This is a genomic window from Amycolatopsis sp. NPDC059027 (assembly GCF_042739735.1).
Taxonomy (GTDB): Bacteria; Actinomycetota; Actinomycetes; order Mycobacteriales; family Pseudonocardiaceae; genus Amycolatopsis.
Genome location: NZ_JBHYIK010000132.1, coordinates 1 through 13,090 on the forward strand (window position 1 = coordinate 1; position 13,090 = coordinate 13,090).

10 protein-coding genes are annotated in these 13,090 nt (G+C 70.6%); 7 read left to right on the plus strand and 3 right to left on the minus strand.

The genetic code is table 11. The features are described 5' to 3' along the window. Nucleotides 1-143: 143 nt before the first annotated feature. Nucleotides 144-944 (minus strand): methyltransferase domain-containing protein, encoded by an 801-nt coding sequence (locus ACFWY9_RS43830; protein ID WP_378341681.1) that lies wholly within the window; start codon nucleotides 942-944, stop codon nucleotides 144-146. 72 nt (nucleotides 945-1,016) lie between these two features. Between ACFWY9_RS43830 and ACFWY9_RS43835 the strand changes: the two genes are divergently transcribed. From ACFWY9_RS43835 to ACFWY9_RS43845, 3 genes are all read left to right on the plus strand, one after another. Next, nucleotides 1,017-2,378 carry an MFS transporter gene (locus tag ACFWY9_RS43835; protein WP_378327380.1) on the plus strand — a complete coding sequence of 454 codons (1,362 nt, stop codon included), beginning with the start codon at nucleotides 1,017-1,019 and terminating at the stop codon, nucleotides 2,376-2,378. A gap of 42 nt (nucleotides 2,379-2,420) precedes the next feature. Then, nucleotides 2,421-3,212 (plus strand): GNAT family N-acetyltransferase, encoded by a 792-nt coding sequence (locus tag ACFWY9_RS43840; protein WP_378327379.1) that lies wholly within the window; start codon nucleotides 2,421-2,423, stop codon nucleotides 3,210-3,212. Between the two features lie 125 nt (nucleotides 3,213-3,337). Next, on the plus strand, nucleotides 3,338-5,287 hold the full coding sequence (locus tag ACFWY9_RS43845) for an ArnT family glycosyltransferase (protein WP_378327378.1): 1,950 nt from the start codon (nucleotides 3,338-3,340) through the stop codon (nucleotides 5,285-5,287). A gap of 3 nt (nucleotides 5,288-5,290) precedes the next feature. On the opposite strand, the gene ACFWY9_RS43850 is transcribed toward ACFWY9_RS43845, so the two are convergent. Together ACFWY9_RS43850 and ACFWY9_RS43855 are read right to left on the minus strand one after the other, a co-directional pair. After that, nucleotides 5,291-5,698 carry a hypothetical protein gene (locus ACFWY9_RS43850; RefSeq protein WP_378327377.1) on the minus strand — a complete coding sequence of 136 codons (408 nt, stop codon included), beginning with the start codon at nucleotides 5,696-5,698 and terminating at the stop codon, nucleotides 5,291-5,293. After that, the gene (locus ACFWY9_RS43855) at nucleotides 5,682-6,047 is read right to left on the minus strand and encodes a hypothetical protein (RefSeq protein ID WP_378327376.1); all 366 of its coding nucleotides are present in this window, start codon (nucleotides 6,045-6,047) and stop codon (nucleotides 5,682-5,684) included. The genes ACFWY9_RS43850 and ACFWY9_RS43855 overlap by 17 nt, the downstream gene beginning before the upstream one ends. A gap of 445 nt (nucleotides 6,048-6,492) precedes the next feature. On the opposite strand from ACFWY9_RS43855, the gene lanKC reads away from it, so the two are divergent. From lanKC to ACFWY9_RS43875, 4 genes are all read left to right on the plus strand, one after another. Next, nucleotides 6,493-9,063 carry a class III lanthionine synthetase LanKC gene (gene lanKC / locus ACFWY9_RS43860; protein ID WP_378327375.1) on the plus strand — a complete coding sequence of 857 codons (2,571 nt, stop codon included), beginning with the start codon at nucleotides 6,493-6,495 and terminating at the stop codon, nucleotides 9,061-9,063. A 38-nt stretch (nucleotides 9,064-9,101) separates the two neighbouring features. Then, entirely contained in the window at nucleotides 9,102-9,248 is a 147-nt protein-coding gene (locus ACFWY9_RS43865; RefSeq protein ID WP_378327374.1) for a SapB/AmfS family lanthipeptide, read from the plus strand. Between the two features lie 126 nt (nucleotides 9,249-9,374). Then, nucleotides 9,375-11,051: an ABC transporter ATP-binding protein gene (locus ACFWY9_RS43870; RefSeq protein ID WP_378327373.1), complete on the plus strand. Its 1,677-nt coding sequence runs from the start codon at nucleotides 9,375-9,377 to the stop codon at nucleotides 11,049-11,051. A gap of 114 nt (nucleotides 11,052-11,165) precedes the next feature. Further along, on the plus strand, nucleotides 11,166-12,938 hold the full coding sequence (locus ACFWY9_RS43875; protein WP_378327372.1) for an ATP-binding cassette domain-containing protein: 1,773 nt from the start codon (nucleotides 11,166-11,168) through the stop codon (nucleotides 12,936-12,938). Nucleotides 12,939-13,090 lie beyond the last annotated feature (152 nt).

A 13,090-nucleotide genomic window follows, 5' to 3' on the forward strand; every position in this document is an offset into this window, starting at 1 on the left:
CTGTGGGGGTGGTTGGGGGGCGCTGTTGCGGGGTGCTGGCGTGGGGTGCCGAGGGACGCCCTCGGTGCGCTCGACGCACCGAGGGACGCCCTCGTCGCACCCAGCGCACCCGGGGCGTCCCTCGGCACTCGCCCCGCCCCGAATCAGACGCGGCAGAGGATCTCGCCGTGTGGGATGGCGAAGAAGCCGTCCGGATGCGCGGCCCATTCCGTCCAGGCGGCGGAAATGTCCTCCAATTCGCCGCGGGTGGCGTGGCCGCCTTCGACCGCTTGTTCCGCGATGCGGGAATCGAGGATCCGGTCCGCCCACATGCCGCCCCACCACGCCCGCTCGGCCGGGGTGGAATGCGACCAGATGGACGCGCCGGGCGTGACGTCGGTGGCGCCCGCGGCGTGCGCCCAGGCCAGCAGGCGGCGTCCGGCGTCCGGTTCCGCACCGTTGGCGTACGAGACGGCGCGGTACACCTCGCGCCAGCGCTCCAGCCGGGGATCGGCGGGCCACCACATCGCGCCCGAATAGTCCGTGTCGCGGGCCGCGACGACACCGCCGGGCTTGGCGACGCGCAGCATTTCCCGCAACGCGGCCACGGGATCGGTGAGGTGCAACAGAACCTGGTGCGCGTGCACGACGTCGAACGTGTCGTCGGCCGCGTCGAGGTGGTTGATGTCGCCCAGAACGAATTCGACGTTCTCCCCACCGGCGTTGGCGCAGGCCTGTTCGAGGATCGCTTCGGAGACGTCGAGGCCGACGACGTGACCAGGGGCGACCAGCCGGGCGAAGTCGACGGTGATCGTGCCGGGGCCGCAGCCGATGTCGAGCAGGGTGTGGCCGGGACGTAGCTCCGGGGCCAGATACGCGGCCGAGTTCGTGACCGTTCGCCAGTGCTGGGACCGTACGACGCTCTCCGCGTGGCCCTGGCCGTAAGCGCGATCCGCTGTCGTCATGCTCTCGACGGTAGAACCAGTGTCCCATATAGTGCAACGATTATCCCAGAAAGTGGACAGGAGGGGCAGGCGATGGCGGACGGGGCAGGCACGGTGACGATCGCGGCGCGGATGGATCGCCTGCCGATCACCCGGCAGCACCGGCTCGCGACTGTCGCGATCGGACTCGGATTGTTCTTCGACATGTACGAGATCTTCCTGGCCGGAGTGCTGGGAACGGTGCTGCAGAAGGAAATGCAGCTCGGCAAGGACGCGCTCGCGCTGTTGCTCGCCTCGGCCTTCCTCGGCATGTTCCTCGGCGCGATCGGCATGGGCCTGCTCGCCGACCGGCTCGGGCGCCGTCGCGCGTTCATGCTCAGCCTCGGCGTCTATTCGGTGTTCTCGTTGCTCGGAGCGTTCAGCACCGGGCCGGTGATGCTGGTGATCACGCGGTTCCTCGCGGGCATCGGAATCGGGGCGGAACCGCCTGTTTCGGACACCTACCTCGGTGATCTCCTGCCGCCGAAACACCGCGGCCGGTACACCGCGTGGGCGTACACGCTGTCGTTCCTCGCCGTTCCGCTCTGCGGTTTTCTCGCGCGCTGGCTGGTCCCCGCCGCGCCGCTCGGTATCGCGGGCTGGCGCTGGATGTTCGTCTTCGGCGCGCTCGGCGCGGTCGTCGTCTTCCTGCTCCGATCCGGCCTGCCGGAGTCCCCGAGGTGGCTGGAATCGGTGGGGCGCAAGGAAGAAGCCGAGGCGGTGGTCGCGCGCTTCGAGGCGGACGCCCGCGCGGCGCACGCGGAACTTCCGGAACCGGCCGCCGAAACCGCGGTGCCCGCCGAGTCTGCGGGCGTCGGCGCGTTGTTCGTCCCGCCCTACCGGCGCCGCACGGTGATGATGACCGTGTTCCACCTGCTGCAGAGTTTCGGCTACTACGGCTTCGGCACGCTGGCCCCGATCGTGTTGGTGGCCAAGGGTTTCCCGATCGTCCAGTCGCTGCTGTTCAGCGCGCTGACCTTCCTCGGCTACCCGGTCGGCGCGGCGCTTTCGCTGCCGATCGTCGAGCGCGTGGAGCGGAAGTACCTGGTGATCGGGACGGCGATCGCGATGGCGGCGTTCGGCCTCGCCTTCGGGCTGGCCACCGCGACCTGGATGATCCTGGTCTTCGGCTTCGGCTACACCGTGCTGAGCAACGTCTTCTCGAACGCTTTCCACATCTACCAGGCGGAAATCTTCCCGACGGCGGTGCGGGGCACGGCCACCAGCGGCACCTACTCGCTGTCGCGGATCTCCAGCGGCGCGCTCCCGTTCGTCCTGTTGCCGCTGCTGCACGACGCCGGTGCGGGCACGTTGTTCACCGTCGTCGCGGCGGCGATGGTGCTGGTGGCGCTGAACGTCGCGCTGCTGGGCCCGCGCACCACCGGGCGCAGGCTGGAAACAGTCAACGCGACATAAACCGGTTGGCCGCGCCGGGCAATCCATGATCGGCTGGGGCACATGGCCCCGACTTCCCTGCTCGACCGGATGGAACGCAACCTCGCCGAGCACGCCTGCTACCTGCACCCGGCCCTGCCCGGTGCCCGTGTCACCCGGGCCGAAGACCTGCTGATCGCCGACAGCGGCATCGACGACGACACCTTCAACCTCGTCGCCGCCGCGCGTTTCGCCCCCGAAACGGCTGACGCCCGCATCGCCGAGACGGTGTCCGCGCTGCGCGCGACCGGGCGCTCCTTCTCGTGGTGGGTCGGGCCGACGTCGGCGCCGGATGACCTGTCGGAGCGGCTGCGGGCGGCGGGGCTGGCCGAGTCGGAGTCCGAGACCGCGATGTGGGCGGATCTGGCCGCAGTCCCGGTCGGAAAACCCGTCGAGGGGCTGGACATCCGCCCGGTGACGCGGCCGGGCGAACTCGCCGCGTTCGCCGCGATCCTGGCGGCGAACTGGGAACCGCCCGCGCCGGGCGTCGTCGAGTTCTACCGTGGCGTCGCGGGCCGGGCGCTCGCGCCGGACAGTCCGGGACGGCTGCTGATCGGGTACCACCAAGGAAATCCGGTCTGCGCCGCCGAGGTGGTGCTGCACGCGGACGTCGCCGGGATCTACAACATCGCGACGCTCGCCGCGTACCGGCGGCGGGGCTTCGGCGGCGCGATCACGCTCGCCGCCCTGCACACCGCTCGCGCGGCCGGTTTCGACATCGCGGTGTTGCAGGCGTCGGAGGACGGTGAAGCGGTCTACCGGAAGCTCAGTTTCGAGGACTGCGGGCGGTTCACCGAATTCGCCGTCATGCCCTGAACTCCACCCTCGGGTGGAGCCGCTTCTCGACCCCCGCCGCGCCGGAATCCATCCCCGGCTTGACGATCTCGCGCCCGCTCCGGCCTTAGCTTTCTCCTCGTCGGTGGGGAGAAACGGGGCGGGTCATGGCGGTGGTGGAGACGGCGGACGTGCGGCAGGTGGTCCGCGGGGAAGGGATCGTGCTGGGGGTGATCCTGCTCCTCGCGCTGGTGCTGTGGGGATGGGCACCGGCCGGCCACACGCTGCAGCCGTACTACGTCGCCGCCGTGCACTCGATGTCCCAGAACGTGTCGACGTTCTTCTTCGGCGGGTTCGACCCGGCCGGGGTCGTCACGGTCGACAAGCCGCCGCTGGCGTTCTGGACCCAGACGGTCGGGGTCTGGGCGTTCGGCTTCCACCCGTGGGTGATCGCCGGGGTCCAAGCGCTGGAAGGGGTCGGGGCGGTGCTCGCCCTGAACCGGGTCGTACGCCGTTGGGCAGGTCCGTACACCGCGTTGCTCGCTGCCGCGCTCTACGCGTTGACACCGATCGTGACCGCGGTGGGCAGGGACAATCTGCCGGACACACTGCTCACGCTCCTCCTGGTGATCGGCGCGTACTTCCTTACTCGCGCGATCGAAGAGACGAGTACGCGCTGGCTCGTGCTCGCCGGGGTGTTCGCCGGGCTCGGTTTCCTGACGAAGATGCTCGTGGCGTGGATCGTGCTGCCCGCGTTCGCGGTGGCGTACTTCGTCGGCGCGGGAGAGTCGCGCGGCAGGCGTCTCGCCAAGATCGGGCTCGCCGGGCTCGTGACGCTCGCGGTGTCGTTGTCGTGGCCGGTGCTGGTCGGCGTGTGGCCGGGTGCGAAGCCGTTCGTCGGCAGCACCACCGACGGCTCCGTCTGGCAATTGGTCTTCGGGTACAACGGCCTCGCCCGGCTTTTCGGCGACGGGGGCGGGATCAGCGGGGCCTACGGCAGCGCGATCGGTGCAGACCTCGGTGGGGCACCGGGACCGCTGCGCCTGGTCAACGCCGAACTCGGTGGGCAGATCGCCTGGCTGCTGCCGCTCGCGCTGGCCGCGCTCGTGGTCGCCGCGTTCCGGGCGCGTGGCGCGACACGGCGAGTGCGCGCGGGCTGGACTCTCTGGGGCGGCTGGCTCCTTGTCGGCGCGGCGGTGTTCTCCTTCACCGGCGGCATCTTCCACGGCTACTACACCGCCGAACTCGCTCCCGCGATCGCCGCGTTGGCGGCCGCCGGGCTGACGACGGCCTGGCGGTGGCATCGCGAAGGCGGACGCGCCCGGTTCGTCCTGCCAGCCGCTGTCGCGGGGACGGCCTTGACCGCGTACGTGCTTCTCGACCGCACACCAACGTGGCTGCCCTGGCTGCGCTACACCGTCCTCGCGTTGGGTGCGCTCGCGGTGATCAGTGCTCTCGTCCGTGAGCGCCGCGCACGAGTCGTAGCGGTGATCGCCGGACTGCCGGCGATCGTGGCCGGTCCCGCCGCGTACGCCGTGGAAACCGCCGCGCGGCCGATCACCGTGCTGGAAGCGGGAGATCCGACGGCGGGGCCCGCGGGGACAGCCGTACTGGGCAGTATGCGGACCTTGGTCCCCGCAAAGGATTCTTCGGACATCGAGACCGCGTTCCTGCGGTTCATCGACGATGCCACCCGGCTCGGCCCCGGACAGGCGCAGATCCTGGACTACGCGCGTGCCCAGGCGCCGGCGGCGCGGATCACCATGGCCGTCGAGGGCGGCAGTTATGGTGCGGACCCGTTCTTGCTGCACACGGACGCGCGAGTGGCGCCACTCGGCGGATATCTCGGCTTCGATCCGGCGCCGACGGTTATGCAATTGCGGCAATGGGTCGACAGCGCACAATTGCGATTCGTTCTGCTGCCGCAGGCTTACGTCGACCTCGGGCGGCGGATGAAAGGCGCGCAGCCGTCCTCGGGCGGTGCCGGGGACAACGGCACGGCGGCGATCGGACAGCGGATCGGCTGGCTCACGAAGGCCTGCGTCCCGGTCCCGGCACAGCGCATCGGACCCGACGCGGCGGGATCCGGAATCCTGTTCGACTGCGTGCGGCGCTAACGGTCAACTGCCGACGCGGGCGGGCGCGGCACGACGCAGCCAGTACAGCCCGATCACCGGCAGCACCAACGGGATGAACAGGTAACCCTGTCCGTACACCGACCACACGGTGGCCTGGGGGAACGCGGCGCGGTCGAAGATGCTCAGCGTCCCGATGACCAGCACGCCGAGCAGTTCGACGGTGCAGGCGGCCGTCGCCACCCACCGCCAGCGGTCGCCCTTCGCCAGCGCGATCGTGGCGACCACGTAGACCACCGCCGCGAACGCCGACAGCGTGTAGGCCAGCGGCGCCTCGTGGAACTTGGTGCCGATCTGCACCCCGGCACGCGAGGTGGCGGCGAGCGCGAAGATCGCGTACACCGCGACCAGGACCCGGCCGGGGCCGGTGGCCGTACTACGCACTCGCGCCATGCCACACCTCGATCAGTCGCAACACCATCACCGGGACGGCCAGGCTGGCGATGCCCAGCACCACCGTGCTCGACCGGCTGCGCTCGGCCAGCGCCCACGCGGCGCCGACCGGCAGCACCAGCAGGCAGCCGATCAGGTAGGCGAGGTAGGTGGCGAGGCTGCCGGGGTGTTCGCCACTCGCCAGCTGCACGACGCCGATCACCAGCTGGGCCACCAGGAGGACTTCGACGACCGCGAGCGCGCCGAGCAGCGGGCGGTCCGGGAGCCGGTTGCGCGCGGACTGGACGAAGGCGGCCAGCGCGGTCAGCAGCGCGCACACCGCGACCGTCACCGAGAATCCGACGATCACCCTTTCCTCCTTCCGGCCTATCGGGCTACAACGTACCCGTCGGCATTGCCGGTTCCGCCGCGCCGGTGCGCGCGGGTGTCGCCCGCCACGTGTTCGCATTTCGTGAGAAGCGCCGTGTTCGCCCTGCACGAGGGCATCGGGTGAATAAATCACAAAATGGAGTTGATGGCATTCTGCCAATTCGACGTGGCATTCTTGAGGTCCCCGATCGGACCAGCGGGGACGCTGAAAAAACCTTCGCGTTACACCACAAACGGGTGGTTGGAAGCGCCGGTGGAATTACGCTGGGTTCCTGTACTCGGCGGTAGGCGTTACTTTTGCCTAGCCTGATCAGCCCAGTTGAACCCCCGGGTTGGAGGATTGGCCCAGAGGCGTCCGGCATGGGGGAATATCCCAGTCCCGGCGTCGCGGGGTGCGTCGGGCGAACGTATGGAGGGGCTGTTCCATGGATGTCCGGTACGAAGCGTTCTGCTTCGCCGATCCGCTGTTCTTCGACGAACAACGAGAAACCGGATCATCCGACGACGATTTCGCGCGGCTGCTGCCGCTGCCGGCCGGCGGCTGGAGCGAGCGACGGCACGGTGTGTGGCGTATCCTGCACCCGGATGGTCTGAAACTTCCCCCACAGGGCTGGAAAATCCACGTTTCCGCTGGTCTGGACAATGCGACCCGGGTGCTGGCCCGGGTGCACGAGTACTGTGTCGGCCGCCGGATCTCCTACAAGCATCTTCGCTCGCGGATGATCCTGCTCGCCCAGAATGCCAAATACGCGCCGCGGTCCGGCAGTGGAAAGTTGATCACCATTTACCCGGACGGCGATAACCAACTGAAACGTGTTCTCGATGAGCTGTCGGCCGAACTCGCCGGTGAGACGGGTGCCTATATTCTCAGCGATCTCCGTTATGGGGCGGGACCGCTGTACGTCCGCTATGGCGGATTCGCCGAACAGTGGGTCGAGCACGGCGGCAAGCGGGTGCCCGCGATCCGCAAGCCCGACGGGACGTTGATACCGGATGAGCGCACGCCCACCTTCTCTGTCCCTGATTGGGTGAAGATTCCCCCCTGTTTGGCCGAGAGCGCCGCTGACCGTGGGAAAGGGGATCCCGACCAGTTCCCCTACCGGGTGACCAGCTCCTTGCATTTCTCCAATGGCGGCGGGGTCTACCTGGCCAACCGCAAGGCCGATGGCGAGCAGGTGGTGCTCAAGGAGGCCAGGCCGCACGCCGGTCTCGACGAGGTGGGCGCCGACGCGGTCGCGCGGCTGGAGCGGGAGAAGGCCGTCCTCGACCGGCTCGCCGGCATTCCCGGCATCCCGCGTGTCCACGAAAAGTTCACCGTCTGGGAGCACCACTACCTGGCGATGGAGTACATGCCGGGAGTTTCGCTGGGCAAGTGGCTGGCCGCCAACTACCCGCTCACCCGCTGCGACCCCGGCGAGGACGACTTCGCCGCCTACACCACCCGCGCCCTCGGGCTGCTGGACCAGGTGGAGCGGACGGTGCAGGCCGTGCACGAGCGCGGGGTCCTCTTCGGCGATCTGCACGCGCTGAACATCCTGGTCTCGGACGACGACACCGCGGCGCTGATCGACTTCGAGCTGGCCGCGGATCTGACGACCGCCAAGCGGACGGCGCTGGGCGCCCCCGGCTTCCGCGCCCCCGCCGACCGCGTCGGCGCCGAGATCGACGAGTACGCGCTGGCCGCGATCAAGCTGTGGCTCTTCCTTCCGCTGGTCCAGCTGCTGGCACTCTCGCCGTCGAAGTTGCGGGGCTACCTCGACTTCATCCAGCGCCGCTTCCCGCTGCCCGAGGGGTACGTCGACGCGTGCTACGCCACGCTCGTGCGACGCCGCGAGGTGGAACCGGGCACGCCGGTGAGCGCGCACACGGCGCTGGACGAGCCGGAGCCCGACTGGGTGCTGGTCCGCAAGCAGATCTCCGAAGCGATACTGGCGAGCGCCACCCCGGACCGTACCGACCGGTTGTTCCCCGGGGACATCGACCAGTTCCGGCCCGGCGGCGGCGCGTGTTTCGGCGTCGGTGCGGCCGGCGTGCTGCACGCGCTCGACGTCGCGGGTGCCGGCCGGTATCCCGAACACGAGCAGTGGCTGATCGACGCGGTTCGTCGCGACCGCCCGACGCGTCCCGGTTTCTTCGACGGTTCGTACGGCGTGGCCTACGTGCTGGAGAACCTCGGACACCGTGAGGTGGCCGACGAGCTGCTCCGTGCCTCCGCCGCGCTGGTCGAGCAGACCGCCGACCACGGGATCGAGCGCGGTCTCGCCGGGATCGGCCTCACCCAGCTGCACTTCGCGCTCGAACGCAAGGACAACGAGTTCGGACGGCAGGCGCTGCAGACCGCCGTCCGGCTGGCCGACGCGCTCGAGACCGCCGATCCGCCGGGCAAGTTCGCCAGGGCCGGCCTGCTGTCCGGCTGGTCGGGGCCGGCGTTGCTGTTCATCCGGTTGTTCGAGCGCACCGGCGAGCGGGCCTGGCTGTCGTTCGCCGACCAGGCACTGCGCCGCGACCTCGAAGAGTGCGAACCGACCCTCGACGGGTCGTTGCAGGTCCGGGACGGCACGGCCAGGACACTGCCCTACGTCGGCATCGGCAGCGCCGGCATCCTGATGGTCGCCGAGCAGCTCGCGCGGCACGAGCCGGACGCGGCCGCCTGCGAGAACCTGCCCGGTCTCCGTGAGGCGTGCCGCGGCGAGTTCGTCATCTACCCGGGGCTTTGCTACGGCCGGAGTGGCCTGATCGCCGCACTGGCCTGCGACCCGGAACCCGATCAGCGGACCCGCGACGCCGTCGACCGGCATCTGGCGCGGCTGGCCTGGCACGCGATCCCGTTCAAGGGCGGGCTGGCGTTCCCCGGAAACCAGCTGCTGCGGCTCTCGATGGACGTCAACACCGGCGGTGCGGGGATTCTGCTCGCGCTGTCGGCCGTACTGGACGGCACTCCCGTCCTGCCGTTCCTCGGCAGGACGCCGTCCCCTCAGACCTCCGGTCGTGCCTGACCGGTGGAGCAGGAAAAAACGAAAGGAAGAGGGACACCATGGAATTCGTTCTTCAGCTGCAGTCGCTCGAGGCTCCCGAGGCGATGGAAGGCCACGGTGGGGGCGGCAGCAACCTGAGCCTGCTGACCCACTGCAGCCACAGCGCGCTCAGCCTGCTGACCTGCGAGGTCGACGCCTCGGAGTAAGGCGCGATGGCAGCACGAATGATGTGAGGTGCGGGAGCGGCACAGGCCAAGTGCGCCGCTCCCGCACCTTCATTCTGCAGTTTGCGCCCGTTCTTGGGGACTCCGGCCACTGTCTTAGGGGGTGGGATGACGCGATCGGCTGATCGGTTGCTGGCCGCGTTGGCTCATCGTGACCGCGCCAGGCTCGCCCTGGTCGTGTGCGGGGCCCTGATCGGTACCGCCGCGGGGCTCGCCCTTCCGGGCGCGCTGGCGGCCGCTGTCGACGCCGTCGTCGCGGGCGACCGCAGCTGGCCGGAGGTCACCTGGCTGCTCCTGCTCGGCGCCGCCCAGCTCACCACCGATGTCCTGAGCGGGATGCTCGTCGGCCGGATCACGGCGTCCGCGACGGCGTGGCTGCGCCGCCGCCTCGCCGATCGGCTCCTGGAACTGGGCACGCGCTCGCCGTTCGCCGACGGGGACGCCGTCAGCAGGCTCGCCGGGGACTGCACCAGCGCGGGCGCTCTCGTGCCGGTCGTGGTGCAGTTCGGTTCGGGGACGCTGCTTTCCGCGGGTGCGGTGGTACTGCTCGCGCTGCTCGACTGGCGGCTCGCCCTCGTCTTCCTCGGCAGTATCCCGTTCGCGGTGCTGCTCGCGCGTGTCCACCTGCGACACAGCGCCGAGAACGTCCTCGCCTACCAGCGGGTGTCCGGTGAACTCGGCGCGCGCATGCTCGACGCGGTCGCCGGGCTGCGGACGATCGCCGCCGCCGGGATCGCCGATCGCGAGGCCGAACGGGTCCTGCGGCCGTTGCCGCGGCTGAACCTGGCCGGGCGCGGTATCTGGCGGACCCAGGCCAAGATGGTCTGGCGGGCCGCGTTGCTGCTGCCGGCGGTGGAGATCGTCGTGCTCGCCGCGGCCGGGTTCGGGGTCATGGAGAAGCGGCTGAGCGTGGGCGACATGCTGGCCGTGCTGGGCTATGTCGCACTCGGGCTGGGCATTCTCGCGCAGATCCCGATGCTCACCACGCTTTCCCGGGCCCGGTCGAGCGCGGAGCGGCTGACCGAGGTGCTCGACGAGCCGGTGCCCGAATCCGGGAAGCTCGGGCTGCTGCCAGGGCAGGGCCGGATCGAGCTGCGGCACGTGACCGTGCGGGGCGCGCTGGAGGAGGTCGACCTTGCCGTCGCGGCGGGGACGTTCCTGGCAGTGGTCGGCCGGTCCGGCGCGGGCAAGTCGGCGCTGACCGGCGTGCTCGGCGGGCTGGTGCGACCGGACGAGGGCGCCGTGCTGCTCGACGGACGCCCGCTGGCACTGCTGCGGCCCGAGGAACTGCGCGCGGTCGTCGGGTACGCCTTCGAACGGCCGGCCCTGCTGGGCGAAACGGTGGCGGACGCGGTGGGCTACGGCTCGTGGGCGGGGGAGGGCGCGATCCGTGCCGCGTGCCGGACCGCGCAGGTCGACGACGTCGTGGTCCGGCTGCCGCAGGGGTATCGGACACCGCTCGACGAGACGCCGTTGTCCGGTGGGGAGCGGCAGCGGCTCGGCCTGGCCAGGGCGATCGTGCACAACCCGAGGGTGCTGATCCTGGACGACGCGACCGCGAGCCTGGACACCGTGACGGAGCTGGCGGTCGAGGACGCGATGGCCTCGGCGCTGCCGGGCCGGACCCGGATCGTCGTGACGCACCGCGCGAGCACGGCCTCGCGGGCGGATCTGGTGCTGTGGCTGGAGGACGGCCGGATCCGCGCGGTGGCACCGCATACCGCGTTGTGGCGGGAGCCGGGCTATCGAGGGGTTTTCACCGAGGAGATGGAAGAGGCAACGTGACCATCCGATCGGGTGCGGGTGTCCCGCGGGTTGTGGAGGCGGCACCGTGAACGCACCATTGCGAGGCTTCGTTCGCGTTGCCCACCAGGTGCCCGGCGAAGCGCGGGTCGGCTCGTGAGTATCCGGCGGCTGTACCGGTCCGTGCTGCGGGAGCAATGGCGCGGCGGTGTCGTGCTGCTGGGCTGTTCGGTGCTGGAAGGGGTGCCGGCGTTCTTCTCCGGCAGGCTGGTCGAGCTTGCGGTGGACCGCGGGTTCGGAGTGGGCAGGGCCGGGATAGGGCTGCTGTGGCTCGGGCTGTTCGGGGTGGTGGCGCTGCTCGGCGCGTTCGGCTCGCGGCTGGTGTGGCGGCAGCTGGGTAAGGTCGTCGAGCCGTTGCGGGACGCGCTGGTGCGGGCTGTCGTCCGGGGCGTTCTGCACGATCCGTCGCCGCCGCGCAACAGCGCCGACGCGAGTGGCGTCGCGCGGATCACCCAGCACGTCGAGGTCGTGCGCGACGCGACCGGCGGGTTGCTGGTGCAGGCGCGCGGGATGGTGGTGACCACGGTCGCCGCGCTCGCCGGCCTGGTCACCGTGGCGGGGGCGCTGATGCTCCCGGTCGCGGCGCCGGTGCTGGTGGCGGTGACGGTGTTCGCCTGTCTGCTGCCGTCGCTGGCGCGGCGGCAGCGGGCGCTGGCGCTGGCGGACGAGCACGCGGCCGCGACGGTCGGCGCGGTGCTTTCGGGCATGCGGGACGTCGTCGCGTGTGGTGCGGAACCCCTTGCCGCGCTGACGATCGACGAAGCGGTCGACGCGCAGGCCCGCGCGGCAACGCGAGTCGCGCAGGCCGGGGCGCTCCGGGCCGCGGTGATCGGGCTGGGCGCGTTCCTGCCGCTGGTGCTGGCGTTGCTGCTGGCGCCGGGCCTGGTCCAGCGCGGAACGTTGACCGCGGGCGCGGCGCTGGGCGCGCTGGTGTACCTGGCGACCACGATGGAGCCGGCGCTGCGTGGCCTGGCGTCGACGGCGACCACGGTCGTGCTGCGGCTGATGGTCGCGTTGCGCCGCCTCGCGGAGACCGCGGAGGTGCCCGAACCGGTCGACGGGCACGCGCGGCCGCGGGGGCTCGACGTGCACGTGCGGGACCTGACGTTCGGATGGGGCGCGGCGGCGGAACCGGTCGTGCGGGACCTGGACCTCGATCTCGGGCTCGGCGCGCATCTGGCGGTGGTCGGCCCGAGCGGTATCGGCAAGTCGACATTGTCCGGGCTGCTGACGGGGTTGCTCGAACCGCAGGCGGGTCAGGTGCTGCTGGGCGGCGTCCCGGTGCGCGAGGTCCCCGCGGAGCTGCGGCACCAGCTGGTGGCGCTGATCCCGCAGGAGGCATACGTCTTCGCCGGGACGGTGCGGGACAACCTCGGCCTGTTCAGCGCGTCGGCCACGGACGCGCAGCTGCTCGCCTCGGCGGACGCCGTCGGGGCAGGGGAACTGGTGCGACGGCTCGGCGGGCTGGACGGCGAACTCGGGCACGGCGAGATCTCCGCGGGCCAGGCACAGCTGATCGCGCTGGCGCGCGTCTACGCGAGCCCGGCGAGGATCGTCGTGCTGGACGAGGCGACTTCCCATCTCGACCCGGTCGCGGAGGCGCGGGCGGAACGCGCCTTCGCCGCGCGGGGCGGGATCCTGGTCGTGATCGCGCACCGGCTTTCCTCGGCCATGCGGGCGGAACGCGTCCTGGTGATGGACGGCCGCGAAACCGCGCTGGGCTCGCACGAGGAACTGCTGACCCGCTCCCCGCGCTACGCCGAGTTGATGCGCGCGTGGGCGCCGACCCCCGTACCCCGGCACGCCAAGGCGGGTCTCACACCCCGGGTGCCCCTGACCGTCCCCGCCGACCACCACCCTCCACAGTAGACTCATCCCGGGTTTGCCGTGGCCACACTGCTCCCCGGACATCCCCCTCCCTCCCTTGGCAGGGTTCCGGCAAAGTCTTTTGGGGTTGGTTGCAGGGCGGGCACGGCTCTTGTTGATCATGTGAGTGTCTAGGTCCCATGATCGTGTGAGAG

What these genes read in the sequence shown, in the direction of transcription:
- ACFWY9_RS43850 (WP_378327377.1), bottom strand. Translation starts at nt 5,698, where the DNA reads ATGGCGCGAGTGCGTAGTACGGCCACCGGCCCCGGCCGGGTCCTGGTC.
- ACFWY9_RS43835 (WP_378327380.1), top strand. Translation starts at nt 1,017, where the DNA reads ATGGCGGACGGGGCAGGCACGGTGACGATCGCGGCGCGGATGGATCGC.
- lanKC (WP_378327375.1), top strand. Translation starts at nt 6,493, where the DNA reads ATGGATGTCCGGTACGAAGCGTTCTGCTTCGCCGATCCGCTGTTCTTC.
- ACFWY9_RS43845 (WP_378327378.1), top strand. Translation starts at nt 3,338, where the DNA reads ATGGCGGTGGTGGAGACGGCGGACGTGCGGCAGGTGGTCCGCGGGGAA.
- ACFWY9_RS43865 (WP_378327374.1), top strand. Translation starts at nt 9,102, where the DNA reads ATGGAATTCGTTCTTCAGCTGCAGTCGCTCGAGGCTCCCGAGGCGATG.
- ACFWY9_RS43830 (WP_378341681.1), bottom strand. Translation starts at nt 944, where the DNA reads ATGACGACAGCGGATCGCGCTTACGGCCAGGGCCACGCGGAGAGCGTC.
- ACFWY9_RS43870 (WP_378327373.1), top strand. Translation starts at nt 9,375, where the DNA reads ATGACGCGATCGGCTGATCGGTTGCTGGCCGCGTTGGCTCATCGTGAC.
- ACFWY9_RS43840 (WP_378327379.1), top strand. Translation starts at nt 2,421, where the DNA reads ATGGCCCCGACTTCCCTGCTCGACCGGATGGAACGCAACCTCGCCGAG.